The sequence below is a fragment of the Paenibacillus sp. FSL R7-0163 genome (assembly GCF_037969975.1).
Lineage (GTDB): Bacteria > Bacillota > Bacilli > Paenibacillales > Paenibacillaceae > Paenibacillus_AQ > Paenibacillus_AQ odorifer.
On the sequence record NZ_CP150224.1, the window covers coordinates 2,647,081 to 2,661,265 of the forward strand.

General features: G+C 42.7%; 13 protein-coding genes. 4 read left to right on the forward strand and 9 right to left on the reverse strand.

Annotation, left to right across the window (positions count from 1 at the left end):
• Window positions 1–54: 54 nt before the first annotated feature.
• The 3 genes from NST45_RS11725 to NST45_RS11735 form a co-directional block, all read right to left on the reverse strand.
• A complete protein-coding gene (locus tag NST45_RS11725) occupies window positions 55–738 on the reverse strand; it encodes a MarR family transcriptional regulator (protein ID WP_051490959.1) in 684 nt (227 codons plus the stop codon).
• 296 nt (window positions 739–1,034) lie between these two features.
• Complete coding sequence (locus tag NST45_RS11730; RefSeq protein WP_036677157.1) at window positions 1,035–1,817, reverse strand: ABC transporter ATP-binding protein; 783 nt, start codon at window positions 1,815–1,817, stop codon at window positions 1,035–1,037.
• Between the two features lie 114 nt (window positions 1,818–1,931).
• Window positions 1,932–2,774: an AraC family transcriptional regulator gene (locus NST45_RS11735; protein ID WP_076213752.1), complete on the reverse strand. Its 843-nt coding sequence runs from the start codon at window positions 2,772–2,774 to the stop codon at window positions 1,932–1,934.
• A gap of 150 nt (window positions 2,775–2,924) precedes the next feature.
• Between NST45_RS11735 and NST45_RS11740 the strand changes: the two genes are divergently transcribed.
• The gene (locus tag NST45_RS11740; RefSeq protein ID WP_076213749.1) at window positions 2,925–4,634 is read left to right on the forward strand and encodes a glycoside hydrolase family 2 TIM barrel-domain containing protein; all 1,710 of its coding nucleotides are present in this window, start codon (window positions 2,925–2,927) and stop codon (window positions 4,632–4,634) included.
• A 219-nt stretch (window positions 4,635–4,853) separates the two neighbouring features.
• On the opposite strand, the gene NST45_RS11745 is transcribed toward NST45_RS11740, so the two are convergent.
• From NST45_RS11745 to NST45_RS11755, 3 genes are all read right to left on the reverse strand, one after another.
• The gene (locus NST45_RS11745; protein ID WP_076099173.1) at window positions 4,854–5,426 is read right to left on the reverse strand and encodes a TetR/AcrR family transcriptional regulator; all 573 of its coding nucleotides are present in this window, start codon (window positions 5,424–5,426) and stop codon (window positions 4,854–4,856) included.
• A gap of 282 nt (window positions 5,427–5,708) precedes the next feature.
• Window positions 5,709–6,461 (reverse strand): SDR family NAD(P)-dependent oxidoreductase, encoded by a 753-nt coding sequence (locus NST45_RS11750; protein ID WP_076213746.1) that lies wholly within the window; start codon window positions 6,459–6,461, stop codon window positions 5,709–5,711.
• A 235-nt stretch (window positions 6,462–6,696) separates the two neighbouring features.
• Window positions 6,697–7,698: an NADP-dependent oxidoreductase gene (locus NST45_RS11755; protein WP_076213743.1), complete on the reverse strand. Its 1,002-nt coding sequence runs from the start codon at window positions 7,696–7,698 to the stop codon at window positions 6,697–6,699.
• Between the two features lie 184 nt (window positions 7,699–7,882).
• Between NST45_RS11755 and NST45_RS11760 the strand changes: the two genes are divergently transcribed.
• Window positions 7,883–8,431, forward strand: coding sequence for a TetR/AcrR family transcriptional regulator (locus NST45_RS11760; RefSeq protein WP_038571236.1), 549 nt, complete (start codon window positions 7,883–7,885; stop codon window positions 8,429–8,431).
• 451 nt (window positions 8,432–8,882) lie between these two features.
• Here NST45_RS11760 and NST45_RS11765 read toward each other — a convergent pair whose 3' ends face one another.
• Window positions 8,883–9,191: a WGxxGxxG family protein gene (locus NST45_RS11765; protein ID WP_038571232.1), complete on the reverse strand. Its 309-nt coding sequence runs from the start codon at window positions 9,189–9,191 to the stop codon at window positions 8,883–8,885.
• Window positions 9,192–9,893: 702 nt separating this feature from the next.
• Between NST45_RS11765 and NST45_RS11770 the strand changes: the two genes are divergently transcribed.
• Window positions 9,894–10,415 carry a DUF3231 family protein gene (locus NST45_RS11770; RefSeq protein WP_036677170.1) on the forward strand — a complete coding sequence of 174 codons (522 nt, stop codon included), beginning with the start codon at window positions 9,894–9,896 and terminating at the stop codon, window positions 10,413–10,415.
• A 119-nt stretch (window positions 10,416–10,534) separates the two neighbouring features.
• Window positions 10,535–11,167, forward strand: coding sequence for a LysE family transporter (locus NST45_RS11775; protein WP_038571226.1), 633 nt, complete (start codon window positions 10,535–10,537; stop codon window positions 11,165–11,167).
• Here NST45_RS11775 and NST45_RS11780 read toward each other — a convergent pair.
• The gene (locus NST45_RS11780; protein ID WP_076213740.1) at window positions 11,164–12,600 is read right to left on the reverse strand and encodes an amino acid permease; all 1,437 of its coding nucleotides are present in this window, start codon (window positions 12,598–12,600) and stop codon (window positions 11,164–11,166) included. The two genes, NST45_RS11775 and NST45_RS11780, sit on opposite strands and share 4 nt — an antisense overlap.
• Window positions 12,601–12,805: 205 nt before the next feature.
• On the reverse strand, window positions 12,806–14,134 hold the full coding sequence (locus NST45_RS11785) for an amidohydrolase family protein (protein WP_339825657.1): 1,329 nt from the start codon (window positions 14,132–14,134) through the stop codon (window positions 12,806–12,808).
• Window positions 14,135–14,185 lie beyond the last annotated feature (51 nt).

Sequence of the window (14,185 nt, forward strand, 5' to 3'; positions counted from 1 at the left end):
TCTTTCTCTGGTGGAAAGGCAGCGCCTCAGCTACTGTTTGCAAAAAGACTCTAATTACTTATCGTCCGGGCCATGTGACTTGTCAGGTGACGAATTACTGTCATCTCTGGAAGGCCAGCCGAATCCGCGCATGTCACCATGCCCTTCTCCGCCAAACCCAGGGAATCTGCCGCTAAAGCGTTCGTCCCTAGAATTTCCCCACATTTTGTGCATTTGTCCGCGCATAGCCATCAGTTTTTCAAATTCCTCTGTTCCCATACGCTCCTTTGCGGCTTCCATCCACATAGCCATCACATCACGTTCTCCGTCCGTTCCAAGTTCTTCCTCCAAAGCTGTAATGACGCGAGTTAGGTAATCCCCGAAAGCTATCTGCTCTTCTGGCGATAAGCGAGAAAATATGTTGCCGTTGTCTATCTCTTGTTTCTCTTCCTCTTGCCCTTTTTGCGTTAGGTAAATCAACATGATACGTTTGTCTGTTTCTGAGGGCTTACGGGTGATGTATTCTGCTTTCTCCAGTTTACCAAGCAATTCATTGAGGGATGATACACGGATGTCCAGCATATAGGATAAGTCTTTGGTGCTGATACCGTCTTTCATCCGAAGAAATGCTAATATCCTGCCTTGCCCACGTGATGCGTCGGCCATAGGACCAACCGCGGCGTGAGTTTTCAAGTGTTGCCTTTGCAACAACCATTGCAGTTTCGCGAGTTTTTCGTATAACTCATCATTCATGTCCATAATGAATCCTCCGTTGAATTTTTACGGTACCTGTTGCTCTTTGTGACGGTACCTGTTGATTTGTATTATAACGGTACCTGTTAGATATGTCAAAATGTTTTTTGCAGGTACCGTTAGTATGTTGTTACGATGTTTCTGGGAGATGGCTTATAAGCTTGCAAACAAATACAAAACCCGCGCCCCGCGCGGGTTATTTTAAAATTATATTGTGATCAGTTTTCATTTTATATATCTGCAAGCAATCCTTCAAAGCACTTTAAAACGGTTTGCTCGCCTATTCGATGTGCCTTGATATTCTACTTATCACCGGCAAGTGTAAGCCACTTGCGGTTATGATGTTCCTGTACTTCAACAGGGGTATCGAAGAAATCGCTCAAGACATCCGACTGCAAGCAGTTTACTGTCTCATCCCCTTTGTAGATTTCGCCGCTCTTTACCAGCAGCGTGTGCGTAAAGCATGGTGTTATCTCTTCGATATGATGGGTTACATACAGCAAGGTTGGTCCACCGGGTTGCTTTGTTATCTTCTCGATCATCTGCAGCAGCTGTTCTCGGGCAAAAATATCAAGTCCCGTGCATGGCTCATCAAGAATTAGTAGATCTGGATTGGCCATTAGTGCGCGTGCTATGAGGACTTTCTGCCGCTGTCCTTGCGACAAGGTATCATATGTACGACTAACTAAGGAAGAGCAGTCTAGAAATTCCATTAACTCTTCGGCTTGTTTTTGATCCTCTTCATTTGTCTTATCATACAGACCAATGGTCGCAAATTTTCCGCTTAGGACGATGTTCAGGGCAGTCTGATGGCCGTACAGCTTCTGCTGCAAGGAGGTGCTTACCCAACCGATTCGTTTGCGTAGCTCTCTCAAGTCCACATCGCCGAAGCGATGGTCCAGCACCTCGACTTGTCCTGTTGTCGGCCAGATATAGCCGTTCACTACATTTAGCATCGTCGTTTTTCCTGAACCGTTCAGACCGACGATACACCAGTGTTGTCCCTGCTTCACTTCCCAATTCATATCGCGTAAGATCATTGTCGTATCACGTTGCCATGATACATTTTTGAGTGATATAATCATGCCCAATTTTCCCTCCTTAAACATGCTTCAATGAGTTCAATACTATCATGGTACAGCCCTTCCCGTAAAAAAACCATAACCTCAAGATTTTTTTACCAGTGGTTCTACGGACAATTAATCTTTGATTCTCTGTTTGTTTCGGTATACTGTCGGAGGGATCCCATTAAGCTGTTTAAAAATCTTGCTGAAATGATATTCTTCGTAGTACCCGCATAATTTGGCTATTTCCTTAACTGGATAATCGGTAAAAACCAGATAACGACAAGCTTGCTGGTTCTGTAAGTGCATATGGTATTCCTTCGGCCCCATCCCCGTAAATTTCAGGAACATCTTCCGCAAGTAAGATGGCGAAATGCCGTATTTCTCCGCCAATTTTTCGATCCGGTGATGATCCTTATAGTCGTTCTCGAGTGTTTTCTTGATCTGTTCGAAGGCGGCGAAAGCTCCAGACTCCATCAGATTCCAGTCCGGTTGTACGGTCTGGTGCAGCATATGCAGCAGGATCTGCATTTTAGCCCGGGATACAGCTATGCCATCGGTTAGTCCGGGCAGCCAGTCCTGGTGAATCCCCCAGACCAGCTTGCTAATTTCCTCAGCTTCCTGTTGATTATATTGGCTTAAGAAGGGAAGTCTCAGTTTTCCGATTGGCTTGACTTCCTTCCATAACGCATCATAACCAAGCTCTGCACAATCGAAGAGCAGCATCGTTATGCGAAGTGGAGCATCCATCTGCGAGCGCATGGACAGTTTAAGGCCTGGTTTTAAATAGCCTAGCATTCCAGCCTCTACTTTGTGCTCAACATTGGTCAGGAAAACCCCTTTACCTTCATGAATCCAGTACAAGCTGTGCACATTTACCATGTTACGGATGTCCTCCCAGCCGGGATAAGTAGCTTTGTCGAGTACAAAATGGATATGCACGGTGAGGTCATTCAGCTTGTAATCATTTTCTTCCAATTAATATCCCCTCCTGCTGCTAAAAGAGCGATTTAAACAAGACGGTAACGTTTTTTTCTATTCAATGCTTAAACTCCAAATGTTACTATCCATATTATCAAGATGTCTGAAATTCTCAATACATTACAGGAAAAAAAAGGAGGAACACACTTGTTAAGGACTTTTAGCGAGTATCAAATTCGGAGAACTGAGCTGTTGGATGGGCCTTGGGATTTCATGAAGGATCCGTTAAATACGGGTGTTCAAGAAAAATGGTTTGAGCGATTTCCACATTCTAGGCAGTCTCTTTATGTGCCCTCGTGCTGGAATAATGAACTGGGAATGTACGATTATGAAGGTGTCGGTTGGTATCGTAAAAAAATACAGATTGTGAATTCGCAGCATGTCAGACTCATCTTTCATGCCGTGCTGGGCCATGCCGATGTCTATTTGGACGGGCGGCACCTTGGGTATCACTATGGCGGATTTACACCTTTTGAATTTATTGTTCCTTCCTTAGAAGCAGGAGAACATGAGATTATCGTCCGGACGGACAGCACCTTGGACCTACTTACGATTCCGACAGAGCAGGTGGATTGGTATCATTACGGGGGGATCGTACGGTCGGTGGAGCTGCAATATTTGCCTGATATTTACATCGAACAGCTGAAGATTGATTATGCACTGCATGGATCAGATGCAGATGTTACTGTTCAGGTGCAGCTCCATTCCTTCCATAAGGAGCAGCATACTACCAAGATCACATTCTCCGAAAGCGGACATGAATTGCACTCGGAAGAAGTACAGATTGAGACTGGCCAAACCCTCAGTCATACGTTCAGGTTGCTTATGCCTGAAATACGTTTGTGGAACGTAGGTCTTCCAGAACTGTATACCTTTCAACTGCGGACAGAGGAAGACGACAAGATTGAACGGATCGGTTTTCGCTGTATTGAAACAAAGGATCATCGGATTCTAATTAACGGTTCACCCGTATATCTTAAGGGGGTGAACCGACATGAAGAGCATCCTGAGTGGGGTTTTGCCTTCCCACCGAAGCTGATGCACAAGGAGCTCAGTATCATTTTGGAATTAGGTTGCAACTCCGTCCGGGGCTCGCATTATCCCCAGAGCCCATATTGGCTTGATCTACTCGATGAGCAAGGGATTGTATACTGGAGCGAAATTCCGATATGGGGAGCCTTTCTGCCGAACGAAACGGTAAGTGAGCCGCTCTTCCAGGAGCGTGCACTGTCTATGATTGAAGAAATGATTGGCCTGCATTTTCATCACCCAAGTGTGATCTTCTGGTCCGTTCATAATGAGATTGATACCCGGACTCAAGAAGCATATGCTTTCACACAAGCTCTAGTCGGATTGGTGAAGAAACTCGACAGCACTAGGCTTGTCACCTACGCTACGATGCATCCACTCGAAGATATTCTACTTCCATTATTCGATGTTATCGGTATAAATAAATATTTTGGCTGGTACGAAGGCGATACAGCCAGCTTCAAAGACATGCTGGAACAGTTCCATGTGCGTGCGGAGCAGATGGGAGCCGGTAACAAGGTTGTGCTCATGACCGAATTCGGTGGTGCTGGACTATTCGGGGATGTGGGCTGGGAGCCGAGATTGTTCAGCGAGGATTATCAGGCAGATATTGTGACTGAAGCGCTGGCAATCTTCAAGAATGATTCGAAAATTGGCGGGACCTACATCTGGCAGTTTGCAGACATCCGCGGCGATCTGAAGAGCAGCAGTAAGAACTTCCGCGACCGGGCCCGCGGCTTCAACAATAAGGGTCTGGTTAATGAATACCGTAAACCCAAACAATCCTTTCGTGAAGTGCGCCGTATCTACCGATCTTGGACAGATTAATATCCACATTGACTAAGAAGCCCATCGTCAGCATGGGTTTTTTTAGTGTCTGCATTCTTAGATCCTTACAGCTGGTTTCGGATGCCGTATATATAGTTAAGCTGGGCGTATTAAGCCGGTTCTATTCTTTGCGTACTCGGGTAGCAGTAAGTTGATTGACTATTTTCGGCATTCGATACAAGTGCTTCTCCTCTTACATTGCAGATAGATAAAGGAGTTTTAATCTAGAGTGATCAGTATGGTATGAATAATACTTGTTAATTTTTTATGATCCGTTGCCGTTTTTACCATTGTACGCAGTCCTAACCAGGCATTCATTAAATAATGAGAAATGGCCTCGGGCTCCAGTGAAATTCTAAGTTCACCTCTTTGCTGGCCAGTCTGAACGAGGTCATATAACAACTTCTCCGTTTTTGAATAGCTATTCTCAACAAAGGATGCAACCTCCGGATCCAGTACTCCCAGCTCCACACCCGAATTAACTATGAAACATCCTTGAGGTTCTCCTTCGCTCCTCATCGAGGATTCTAGAAATTGTCGAATGATCTCCTTTACCGGTTCTTGCTTCTCAACCAAGAATCTCATTTTTTTGTTTTGAGTAGATTCGTACCGTTGGAGTGCCGTCAAATATAAGGCGTGCTTATCACCAAATGTATCATAGATACTTCTTCTGTGAATTCCCATACAGTCTACCAAATCTTGCATTGAAGTTTTCTCGTAACCTTGCATCCAAAATAGTTGTATCGCTTTATCTAGTACTTCATTAATTTCAAATTCTTTGCTTCTTGCCATTGTAATCACCTCAAGCAATCATTATACATTTAAGTAAACGATCCGCAAACTAATATATAAAACGTAAATAAAATCAAGCAAGATGCTTGATTTTATTCATAACATGATAACTGAACTGATGCTTACCATTGGATTCTTACTTTGGCTGTTTTTAAACAATCCAGAGTCCAATCTTTTTCCAACGTGTGCAAAAGTTGTACCCTACGTTTAAGAATAGGGAAGCCAGTTCTTTTTGCTCCAGTTTCTTCGACGATCGTTTTCGTGACTAATATCTAATTCGATTTAAAACTCAGATATAATTGGATAGATTTGATCTCTCAGATTGAAGTTATAATTCTGGTCAACAATCCCTATCATATCATTGCTATTATAAAGTTCTACCATGAAACTCGCCATTTGTTTGGCAGTGTGGTACTTAGGCATGTTTGCTTTGTAATCAAATTCTTCAGCATCTATTGATTTCTTCACAAATTCCGTTTCAGTTATTGCTGGAGCTAAAACTTTTGCTTTTAATTTCGCGCCTTTAAGCTCTAGTTCTTTTGCAAGCCCTTCGGTGAAGGCACTAACATAATATTTAGATGCAGAATAAGCAACGCTCCCAACAGCAATGGCATATCCGAGTGCGGATGATACGTTAATTAACTGAGTTCCTTCTACATCAGCATAATCTCGCACAAATAGTGTAGAAAGGATCGTCAAGGATTCGATGTTAACACGTAACATAGTTTCAACTTTATCTAAATTCTGTTCTACCACAAAAGAAGCTTCACCAAGTCCTGCATTATTAATCCAGGTTTCTATTTGGTATTCCTTCAAAGTGTTATACAGTGTGTAAGCCTGCTCTGTAACAGACAGATCACTTGAACGAACAAGAACATTTACATTAGGATCAATATTCTGAATTGTTGATTTAAGTTCTTCTAATTTACCTAATCTTCTAGCTACCAAAATTAAATTTTTACCGCGTGCAGCAAACGCCAATGCTGTTTCATACCCAATTCCTGAGCTTGCTCCTGTAATCACTGTATATTTCATATTATTCTCTCCCTTTTAAGTTTTTTGATCATTTAACAACATTTCGATAGAGTTTTGTTCACGATTAAACTTGTATCTCGTTCATCCCTCCCTTAATAAATTTCTTCGAAATATTCAAGAACGATCATTCTAGTTACAGCAAAAAAAACTACACTATTAACTCTAATTTAAATCAGTATATCAATTCTAGAATGATCAGTAAAGAATTTTTTGACAACCAATTGAGATATACTCCTTAAAATCTGATAATAACTTTCCCTTTAGGATGACCTTCAGCAACAAAATTCAGTGCTTCGTTAATCTCTTCTATGTGGAATTCTGTTGGGTCCACTGCTGGTACAATCCCATTATCTTCAATAATCTTCGTGATTTTCTTTAATTGTTCGCCATCACTGCGAACAAAAATGAAATGATATTGAATCTTCTTTTTCTTCGCTTTATGATCATACCTAGCCCCGGCGATGGTGAAGAGCTTTTTTTTCCAGCCAGAGAAGCCCAGATCTTCTGCAAAACGTTCGTTAGGACCGGTCCGCAGAGAAAGAAGGCGGCCTCCTGCTTTAATAATTGAAAGCTCATGATCAAATTCGCTTGGTCCCAAGGTATCAATCACATAATCTACATCACCAAGCTGTTCCCAATAGTTCTCAGTCGTATAATCAATATATTGGTCTGCACCAGCGGCCATTGTCCGTTCACGTGCTTCTGGATTTCCACTGATGATGACCTTGAGCCCCATACTTTTGGCGATAGGAATGGCCATTTGGCCAAATGAACCAGAACCTCCAGGGATAAACACGATTTCGCCAGCTTTAGCATCTAATTCTTCATTTAATCCTTGATAGGCTGTCAATCCTGTTAATGGCGCAGCTGCACCAGTCACAAAATTCAAATTAGCGGGTAGGTGCCCGATGGCATTTGCATTAATTGCCGCGTATTCCGCAAAAGCACCGATTTTTTGTAGTGGCAGACGTGAATAAATTGCATCGCCAACTTTGAAGCCTTGCACCTTCTTACCTACTTTTTCAATAACACCCGTCAGCTCGTTACCAAGTACCAATGGGAATTCATAATCCTGAATCAGCTTTACGCTTCCGGTACCAATGAGCAATTCCAAATGATTAACTGCTGCTGCTTTCACCTGGACCAAGACTTCGTTATCACTTATTTCTGGGATTGGAATATCGTTCACTTTTACTATGAACTTTTTTGAATATTTGGTGATCTGTGCTGCTTTCATAATTAATGACCCCCCATGCGTTAAAAAAAGTAACATTTATTTATTTTTGTAACTTATACAATAAGCATAAAGCAATAAGTTACAAAAATCAACAATTGTTACTGATTATTTTATATGTTAAAATATTCGCAAGTGTATTAACGATAAAAAGGAATTTATTGAAGAAAGAAGGATTGGCAGTACTGTGGCTAAAATCACACAAGAGCTCATTATTGAAACAGCTGAGGCATTAATTAAACGCACGGAAAAATCCGAAGTGACACTCTCACAAATTGCGGATGAATTAAGTATCACCCATGCAGCGCTCTATAAGCACTTTAAAAATAAGCAAGAGCTCTGGGCAGCCGTATCTAAGAGCTGGTTCAACCGGATGATTTCAGAACAAATTAAATTAGATATGACTAGTTTAACTAAACCGCAAGAATTGCTTCACGATTGGTTATGGGCATTTGTTAACGCAAAAAAACGGGCTTATAACGAGAATCCCAAGATGTTTGCCTTGAATACTCAATACGTGGATAGCAATCCACTGGTATTACGCGATGTTCTCTGGGATTCCTACCAAATTATTGACGGCTTCATGGACTATCACGATCCCCACTTGGAACGGGCTGAGGCGATTCTCTCTGCGTTTGCAGTATTTAGCCTCCCATCCTTCAAAGAATCCTGGAATTTACCTGACTACCAAGACAGGTTTGAACGCATCTGGAGTTTAATCAAACAGGGCCTATGAATTCAAATCCTCTAGTTTTTAAAAAAATTATTCTTCAATCATAAACATGGTCCAGAAGCTTCTGTCTTCTGAAGTACTGCCGTTGCTCTCCCACTTTTGTCCGGTTCCCCAATTTTCGTAAAACTCGGAATAAAATTATCATTACGAAGTCCTGTTTTGGTGGAATACGCGGAATTCCTGAATTCCTCACTGAGCATGCCAATATGTGCGGGTTACGGACGACTTCTGGAACCTGTGGCTGGTGAATGGCAAATTCAAGTGCGATTATCTTTAAATCTCTCCTAAAAATGGTTTGCTAAAAAAATGTAAAGCCGGTTATTCAGGATCATCCTGAAACCGGCTTTTTATTTAGAACAAATTAAAGGTATAAATTTTTTGCCGAGTCTGTAAATGCAGTCCTCAGTTCTAATCATAAAAATGGCCCCTATAGTTCCCTTTAACTCTAAAAAGTTTAGCTTTTTTCTCGGCTTCTATTCCGCAAGCCTGTAAGTCCAAGCAACCCTAAGAGACCCAACCAGCTCCAATTAGTGCCTCGATTCTCATCCCCGACTGCCTGCGCTCGGTAATTTCCATTCTCGACCGCTGTTGAATTATGATTACCCGTTGCATTAACATTCCTTGCATTCAGGTTATCATTTGTTTGATTAGCCGAGTAATGTGTTTGTATCCCTAGGTTTGCTTCATCTTGGTTCGCAAATGCTGGAATACTTAAAAGTAAACTAAGACATGCAACTGATGCAAAAGTAGCAATCTTCTTCATTTTTTTCCCTCCAGAACAATATTGGGCAGGCAGCACCCATTGCTATTTTCCCCTATTTAATCCTTCCTATCCGAGAATTTTGAGGAATAGCTTTGCTTCTGATTGTTCTTCCCTCCTGTCTTTCCCTCGCTTGGAGTAACAGCGAATAAGGATAGCAGTCACGTTCCGCCCCTACGGCTGCTATATAAAGAAGTGATCGTGCCTCGATTTCTTTTTCAATTCCTTCAAGGGTGCATACCATAACAATGTACCTAAATAAGCGCCGAGGACAGGGCTTAACATTTTACCAAAGGTGTTGGAAGCAATGACTCCCATTCCATCCCTGCCTCGATGGAGATACACTCGACTCTCTCCAGTGATAACCAACTTCATTGAATGCAAAGGCAATTATACTTGCAAGCGGTCCGTTAGAACGATTACTGATAAGTCCTCTCTAAAATAGTATCTGCCATCGTCCATGGAAGTATCTATCCAATCATCACGATGAAAAACATTTGATTCCTCCACAACTCGTGTTCAATTTTATCGTTCCTTATTTTCACATTTATCCTATTATGAGAAAATTAGTGCTATTTATTCTTAAACTTGCACGGATGTCGAAGCCTCAAATTGACATACCTATTTTATGTGAAAAGCTGCAATTTTCTTGTTGTTGTGGGCATGCTAATGTTTGTTCAAATCCAACAATAAAGGAGACTATTTATGACAGGGATTCTAGGCGGTAACCCCAAAGAAGAACCGATGCATTATGGAGAGATTTTTACGGTTTGGCAAGCCTCAATGGTCGCAAAGGGAGCCCTCTCTTGTTACAGAGCTTATATGTACCACGCGGGCGACAATGACCTGAAAAAAATATTAGGAGCTTTAATTGATCAAGCGGAGCTTGAAATCAGTGAGTGTGATACACTGCTCTCAGAGCAAGGTATTGCATCTGCACCAGTAATGCCAAATCGGCCCGATGCTAAACTTGAAGATATTCCTGTAGGGGCACGTTTCACAGATCCTGAAATTGCAGCCAAACTTGCAGCTGATAATGCTGTTGGACTTGTGGCATGTAGTCAGGCAATGGGACAATCGATCAGAGAAGATATAGGGGCTTTGTTTGCTAAATATCACCTTACCAAAGCAGCCATCGGCCTTAAAATTCTACATTTGACTAAGAAAAAGGGCTGGTTGATTCCTCCACCTCTTCTTGTTAAAAGACCTGAATCCGTGAAGGCGTAATTCTACTCACTCTTTAGTTTCTTATAAAAGAAGGCCCGCGATCTTCCGCGGGCCTTTTTTTGGTTGTCCTACCACTGCCTTTATCAGAATAAGCTATCTATATAAAGGAGGAGGACAACATTAACGTATTTATAGGTTATATGATTATAGGATTATCCCTCTCGGCACCTCTCGGACCCATTAATGCAGCACAGCTGGACAAGGGACTCCGCGGAGGATTTATGCCTGCCTGGATAGTCGGTTTAGGGGCGGTTAGTGCCGATATCATCTACATGCTGCTTGTTTATTTTGGCCTCATTCATCTGCTGGATGCTCCGTTTGTTAAAGTGTTTTTATGGTTGTTCGGATTCTTTGTCCTCGTCTATTCAGGTGTAGACAGCATTAAAAATACAGGTGACATTTCAGCTGACGGGCTGAGGGGCAACGATACCTCACTATCCAAATCTTATCTGTCGGGATTTCTCATGTCCTTGTTCAATCCCCTCTCGATCCTTTTTTGGTTGGGTATTTACGGCTCAATATTAGCCAAGGCGGTCAGCGAGTATCCGATGCAGCAATTATTGATCTATAGCGGAGCAATCGTACTAGGGATTCTTTTCTGGGATGTAACCATGGCTGCCGCCTCCAGTCTCTTTCGTAAATTTCTAACCGTTCGGGTATTGAAGGCGATCTCCGTTCTGTCAGGTCTGTCGCTGATTGGATTTGGTTTTTATTTTGGTGTACAGGCTGCCCGACTTCTCTTTTTTCATTAAACCTTGTTTTTTCGCATCCTTATGCCCTTAATCCGAAATTCAGGACCGCCCGGTAAAGAATGATATTCATGGGTCTGTTCGTCCGCCCCATGCCCCATAACATAACTGTCCTTCTTATTACGGATGTGTTGAACGATCCAATCACTCAAGGCAATCAGCGAAACAATTAGCAGGCTGATGTAGAAGCCTGGACGACTGAGCGCATGAAATAGCGTACCTGCTACAGCAGTAGCGATCAGCACTAAGCCTAGCCAGCGTTTCACCCCGTTTAGAAGACTGGGCTTAAGCAGCTTGCGGGAGGAGAGCAATATAAAGGACCAGTTATAGAGGATCATCAGTCCGGCAGCTGTTGTAATGTATTCGTATACTTTTCCTGGCAACCACAATGACATCATAATGGCACCCCCTAAACCTCCAGCTATTAAACAAAGGGCAAAAAACGGATATTTATCCTTCCATTTCTTCGAAAAAACCTTGGGTGCATCCCCTTCCTGTGAAAGAGTGATCATCATCGAGGTAATGGCATAAAGCGAAGCTGTCATCGTGGAGAACCCAGCTATGATCAACACCCCGTTAAACAAATGCGGTATAAAGGTCAGATGGTCGCTGCTGAGCGCGAGCACAAAAGGACTTTCTTTTGGATTAAAAGCACTAAGCGGCACCATGATTACTGCAAGCCCGATTGAGAGAACGTATACTGTAGCCAGTCCCAGCAACATCACCTTTCCTGCTTTTGGAGCTTCCTCAGGTTTCTTTAGCCTGTAGGACATAATTCCCAGCACCTCAATGCCACCATAGGCATAAAAAGCAAAAATAAAGGCAGACCACAACCCGATACCTCCAGATGGAAACAACGCTTTAAACCCAAGTGGAACTTTCGGTGAGAACTTAGAACCGCCGATCCAACCCGTCAGAAGTACGGCAGCAATAACAAGGAACATTTGTATAGCCGCCACTTTAATGATGGCCAGTATATTTTCAACCCTGTCAAAGCCCTTATTACCAAAAAACACAATCAATAGGCTCACGGCCGCAAAGCTGGCAGCAAATACCCACATCGGTACGGCCGGGAACCAAAAACGCGAGAATATAGACAATGCTGTGAGCTGACTTCCCATAATCAACAGTTCCGAAAACCAATATACCCAGCCGCTCCCGAACCCTGCCCAATTTCCAAATGCTTTTTTTGCATAGGATCGAAATGAACCCTGCTCCGGATCTTCCGCTGTCATCTGAGCCAGTGCATCAAATACGACATATGTTCCAATAGCAGCTAAAATGTAGGCTAGCAGTACTGCTGGCCCTCCCATGGAAATTGCTAGACCTGAGCCAAGAAAGTACCCGGTTCCTATAGTGCCTGCTATGCCTAACAAGCTTAGTTGCCACCATTTCAGTTTATCGTCTTCTTCAGTTTTACTGGAAGGTTGCTTCATGAATTCCGTCCTCATCCTGATTAGAATTTGAGATGTCTCTCATCTCTAGAATTCCCTTCAGGCGGGTACGTTATTTACAGGAATCATAATAAATAAGCTTCCCGACCAGAAAGGCTGACAGGCTTATAGTTATTCATACCGGGCGCTGTTCTTTTAAGAATAGCTAGGATACCCAAACGTGCTTCTACAATCATTTATCTCACTCCTAAATACTCCAAACCGTATCCAGTAGCTCGTCCACTGCTTGAATTCTGGTCACAGAGGGTGTTTGTATTAAATTCCCTCTGACCATAACCATAGCTACATCAGACAAAGCTTTTATGTTCTCCAATGGGTTTTGCTCCATCATGATTAAATCCGCATATTTGCCCACATCTATAGAACCTGTCAGGTGATCGATTCCCAAAATATCTGCATTTGATTTGGTTACTAGTTCAATAACCTCACTTGCGTTCAGCTTTGTTTGTCGCATGAAATGATCAAGCTCACGCCAAAGATCATAGTGGGTTACATAGGACATAGCAGCGTCCGTTCCCACACCGATTTTGATATCATGTTCTATAGCCTGCTGTAGCCCTGTTAACATAGAGTCATACACAAGCCGGGCATTTTCCTTAATGGTTGTATTCAACTTTGTCAGGATCGGATCTAATTTCGCACTGGGATAAGCTGCTTGTAAAGTAGGAATCACAGCGGTGTAGCCCTTTAAGGCTCTGGGATTATTTTTGTACAGCCTGATCATATCCTCATCCATCTCCGCGCCGTGTTCAATAGTATCCACTCCACCCTTTAACGCAACTCTTACACCTTCGGTACTTTCTGCATGTGCCGCCACACGCATACCAATTTTGTGAGCTTCCTCGCAAATGGCAGCCACCTCTTCTTCCGTCATTTGCAAGCGGCCTGCTTCTCCGATCCTTTTGGCATCGGTGACCCCGCCAGTTACACATATTTTGATTAGGTCCACTCCGTTTTTTACATTGATTCTTACATTTCTTCTCCCTTCCCATGGTGAATCACCGACCAAAGCCAAATAAGGTGCACCGTGGCCATCCGTTACGCTCAGGAAATACCCAGATACCAAAAGATTAGGTCCAATAGATTGATTTGCCTTAATATCATCCCTCAACTGAACATCAGTATAAAAAAATTCACCTACGCTACGCATCGTTGTTACTCCGGAATGCAGTGCGGTTAGGGCATTTTTTTTCATCCGTCTCTTCAACATGTATCTGCCCAGTCTCGTATCCAAAATATGATGAAACGCAAAATTCAGCAGCCCTTCACTGGCCGACAGCGTAAACGGCTTACCATCGGCAAAAAGATGGACATGCGCGTTGATGAGACCGGGCATCACATATTTCCCCGAACAATCGATCGTTTGGAAATGGGTGGGGACAGTTACAGCGCTTGCTTTCCCGATCTCCAGAATCAAGCCGTTTTCATCAATCAAAATCGTCATATGGGAATCAGTCCCTTTTTTCGCATCTCCATAAATAACATTACAGTCCATAAACGCATAACCTGTCTTCATTGTAACTTCCCCCGTTTCTTGATTACACCGCCCAATAATGAATAAATAATT